Annotated in this window: 3 protein-coding genes; 2 read left to right on the forward strand and 1 reads right to left on the reverse strand. The window is 70.2% G+C overall.

Annotated features, from left to right (window positions below):
* Nucleotides 1-183: 183 nt before the first annotated feature.
* Nucleotides 184-1,524 carry an acetyl-CoA C-acetyltransferase gene (locus QH290_RS29945; RefSeq protein ID WP_280261358.1) on the reverse strand — a complete coding sequence of 447 codons (1,341 nt, stop codon included), beginning with the start codon at nt 1,522-1,524 and terminating at the stop codon, nt 184-186.
* A 216-nt stretch (nt 1,525-1,740) separates the two neighbouring features.
* Here QH290_RS29945 and QH290_RS29950 point away from each other — a divergent pair, with 216 nt between their 5' ends.
* Together QH290_RS29950 and QH290_RS29955 are read left to right on the forward strand one after the other, a co-directional pair.
* Complete coding sequence (locus QH290_RS29950; RefSeq protein WP_280386530.1) at nt 1,741-3,102, forward strand: 3-oxoacyl-ACP reductase; 1,362 nt, start codon at nt 1,741-1,743, stop codon at nt 3,100-3,102.
* A gap of 10 nt (nt 3,103-3,112) precedes the next feature.
* Nucleotides 3,113-3,973 carry a MaoC family dehydratase gene (locus QH290_RS29955; RefSeq protein WP_280386532.1) on the forward strand — a complete coding sequence of 287 codons (861 nt, stop codon included), beginning with the start codon at nt 3,113-3,115 and terminating at the stop codon, nt 3,971-3,973.
* Nucleotides 3,974-4,204: the final 231 nt, after the last annotated feature.

Raw genomic sequence — 4,204 nt, forward strand, 5'->3', positions numbered from 1 at the left:
CCCCGGGGCGCCCCCCCCCCCGTCCCCCCCCGCGTGGCCCCGTTTTTGGCCCCCCCCCCCCCCCCCCCCCCCCCCCCCCCCCCCCCCCCCCCCCCCCCCCCCCCCGGGGGGGGGGGGGGGGGGCGCGCGGGGGCGGCGCCCGGGGTGCGCCCCCGGGCCCCCCCCCCTCGTGGAGCCGCGGGCTCAGCGCTCCAGGATGGCCACGACGCCCTGGCCGCCGGCGGCGCAGATGGAGATCAGGGCGCGGCCGGAGCCCTTCTCCGCCAGCTGCTTCGCGGTGGAGGCGATGATGCGGCCGCCGGTGGCGGCGAACGGGTGACCGGCGGCCAGCGAGGACCCGTTGACGTTGAGCTTCGAACGGTCGATCGAGCCGAGCGCGCCGTCCAGGCCCAGCCGCTCCTTGCAGTACTGGTCGGACTCCCACGCCTGCAGGGTCGCGAGCACCACCGAGGCGAACGCCTCGTGGATCTCGTAGTAGTCGAAGTCCTGCAGGGTGAGGCCGTTGCGGGCGAGCAGGCGCGGCACCGCGTAGGTCGGCGCCATCAGCAGGCCGTCGGGGCCCCAGATGTAGTCGACCGCGCCGACCTCGCTGTCGACCAGGTAGGCCAGCGGCTTCAGGTTGCGCTCGGCGGCCCACTCCTCGCTGCCCAGCAGCACCGCGGAGGCGCCGTCGGTGAGCGGGGTGGAGTTACCGGCGGTCATGGTGGCGTCGCCGAGCTTGTTGCCGAACACCGGCTTCAGCGTCGACAGCTTCTCGATGGTGGAGCCCGGGCGCAGGTTGTCGTCGCGGGTCAGGCCCAGGAACGGCGTGATCAGGTCGTCGAAGAAGCCGCGGTCGTAGGCGGCGGCCATATTGCGGTGCGACAGGTAGGCCAGCTCGTCCTGCGCCTCGCGGGCGATGCCGAACTCCTTGGCCGTGATGGCGGCGTGTTCGCCCATCGACAGCCCGGTGCGCGGCTCGGCGTTGCGCGGGATCTCGATGCCCACCATCGAGGGACGCAGCCGGCCGACCAGCTTCACGTAGTCGGAGTTCTTCTTGGCGCGGTTGGCGTCGAGCATCCACTCGCGCATCGACTCGCTCACGCCGATCGGCGCGTCGGAGGTGGTGTCGGTGCCGCCGCCCACCCCGGCCTCGATGCGGCCCAGCGCGATCGCATCGCCGACGGTGACGATCGACTGCAGGCCGGTGCCGCAGGCCAGCTGCAGGTCGTGGGCCGGGGTGTAGGGCGACAGCTCGCTGCCGAGCACGCTCTCGCGGATCATGCCGTGCTCGCCGACGCGCTTGAGCACCGCGCCGCCGACCACCATGCCCAGCCGCTCGCCCTGCAGCCCGTAGCGGCTGACCAGGCCGTTCAGTGCGGCGGTGAACATGTCCTGGTTGGAGGCGTGCGCGTAGCGGCCGTCGGAGCGCGCGAACGGGATGCGATTGCCGCCGAGGACCGCGACCGGGCGGGTCTGCTTGGTGTGCTTGGTCCCGCCGCTGTTGGAAGCGGCGGCCTTCGCCGAACGGGCTTTGGTAGTCACTCGAGTCTCCACACTCTCGTCGGGATTGTCCGGCGCTCGGGCGTGGCCGGAATTCGGCTCTGCACCGATGCCCCTACGCTGTCGGTTTACATTAAACTTACTCTGGAGTAAGTTCGTTGTCGACACCGTACCCCGTAGATGTGCGCAACAACGCTCGGGGCGGCAGGCAACCGAAGGTCGACGCATCCACATTCGACACGAGAAAAGGTAGGAACAGTGGCAGCCAGCAAGAGTAAGGGCGCTCCCAACCTCTACGGATCGTTCATTCACTCGGCCCCCGGCGCGTTCCTGGCGAGCAAGCTGGGACTGCCGAAGCCGGAGCACCTGCGTCGCTACACCCCGGGCGAACCGGCGCTGCCCGGCCCGGTGCTGGTGGGCGGCAAGGGCCGCGTCGCCGACGCCACCCGGAACCTGCTGTCGGACTACACCTTCGTGGATTCCCCCACACCGGGCGTGAAGTTCGGCGCGCTGGTGTTCGACGCCACCGGCCTCGGTTCCATCGAGGAGCTCGAGCAGCTGTTCGAGTTCTTCCAGCCCGCGATGCGCTCGATCGCGCCGTCGGGTCGGGTGCTGGTCATCGGCACCACTCCCGAACTGGCCTCGGGCGTCGAGCCGCAGATCGCGCAGCGGGCGCTGGAGGGCTTCACCCGCAGCGTCGGCAAGGAGCTGCTGCGCGGCGCCACCGCCAACCTGGTGTACCTGCACCCCGAGGCGGCCGCCGCGGCGACCGGCCTGGAGTCCACCCTGCGCTTCATCCTGTCCGGCAAGTCGGCCTTCGTCGACGGCCAGGTGTTCCGGGTCGGCAAGGACGACAACGCCGCCGCCGACATCAACTGGGACAAGCCGCTCGACGGTAAGGTCGCCGTGGTCACCGGCGCGGCGCGCGGCATCGGCGCCACCATCGCCGAGGTCTTCGCCCGCGACGGCGCCAAGGTGATCGTCGCCGATATCCCCGCCGCCGGCGAGGCGCTGTCGGAGACCGCCAACAAGGTCGGCGGCACCGCCCTCGCGGTCGACGTCACCGCCGCCGACGCCGCGGACAAGATCGCCGAATTCGCCACCGAGCGCTTCGGCGGCATCGACATCATCGTGCACAACGCCGGCATCACCCGCGACAAGCTGCTCGCCAATATGGACGAGGGCCGCTGGAACTCGGTGCTCAACGTGAATCTCGCCGCGCCGCACCGCATTACCGAGTCCCTGGTGTCCAAGGGTGCGCTGAAGCAGGGCGGCCGCGTGATCGACGTGTCCTCCATCGCCGGTATCGCGGGCAACCGCGGCCAGACCAATTACGGCGCCTCCAAGGCCGGTGTCATCGGCATGGTCGACGCCGAGGCCCCGAAGCTGGGCGAGAAGGGCGTCACCATCAACGCCGTCGCCCCCGGCTTCATCGAGACGGCCATGACCGCCGCCATCCCGCTGGGCACCCGCGAGGCGGGCCGGTTGATGAGCTCGCTGTCGCAGGGCGGCCAGACCGTCGACGTCGCCGAGACCATCGCCTACTTCGCCAGCCCGGCGTCGAACGCGGTGACCGGCAACGTCGTCCGCGTCTGCGGCCAGAGCCTCATCGGCGCCTGATCGGAGCATCATGACCAAGACCATTTCGCTGAACGAGCCACCCAAGACGGGCAGCCTCTACCTGAAGGCCGCCCTGGGGGCCGTTCCGCTGCTGACGGCGCGCAAGTCGCAGATCCCCGATCGCGCAGTGGAATTGAGCGGCATAAAGGTCGATGTCGACCATCTCGCCGCGTACTGTCACGCGACCGGGCTGCGCTTCGGCGACGCGCTGCCGCTGACCTATCCCTTCGTGCTCACCTTCCCGCTGGCCATGCAGCTGGTTGTCGCGCGCGACTTCCCGTTCGTCGCGGTGGGCGCGGTGCACGCGGAGAATCTGATCGAGCGCACCCGCGAGATCTCGGTGAGCGAGCCGCTGGACATCCGCACCCACGTGGAGAACCTGCGCGAGCACCCGAAGGGCCTGCTGGTCGACGCGATCAGTGAGATCAGCGTCGGCCGGGAGCAGGTGTGGCGGCAGGTCACCACGTTCCTGCACCAGCAGCGCACGTCGCTGTCGGGCGGTCCGAAGCCGGAGCCCAAGCCGGACGAGGTGCCCCCGCCGCCGCTGCGTACGCTGCGCGTGGATCAGGCGATGATCCACCGCTATGCCGCGGCCTCCGGTGACCGCAACCCGATCCACATGTCGGCGTTGGGCGCCAAGGCCTTCGGCTTCCCGCGCTCGATCGCGCACGGAATGTGGTCGGCCGCAGCGATTCTCGGCGTCATCGAGGGGCGTGTCCCGGCACAGACCACCTACTCGGTGAAGTTCGGCAAGCCGGTCCTGCTGCCGTCCACGGTCAACGTCTACGCCGACCAGGCCGACGGCGGCTGGGACCTGTCGCTGAAGCACCCGAAGAAGGGCTACCCGCACCTGACCGCCACGCTGCGCTGAGCTTCGGTCCGCGGACCGAACGGGCAAGAGCCGCACCGCGTTTAGGTGGCCGGATATAGAGTGGGATGGGGGGTTTGATATGCGGGGGAGCCGCAAAGCCGCGGGGCTTTGGGGTTTCGCCGCTTATCTAACCCCCCTTGCGACTCTATATCGGGCTACCTAAAAGCCGGGGGGCTCTTGCCCGTTCGGTCCGCGGACCGAAGCTCAGCGCAGCGTGGCGGTCAGGTGCGG

The organism is Nocardia wallacei, from assembly GCF_029869545.1.
Classification (GTDB): domain Bacteria; phylum Actinomycetota; class Actinomycetes; order Mycobacteriales; family Mycobacteriaceae; genus Nocardia; species Nocardia wallacei_A.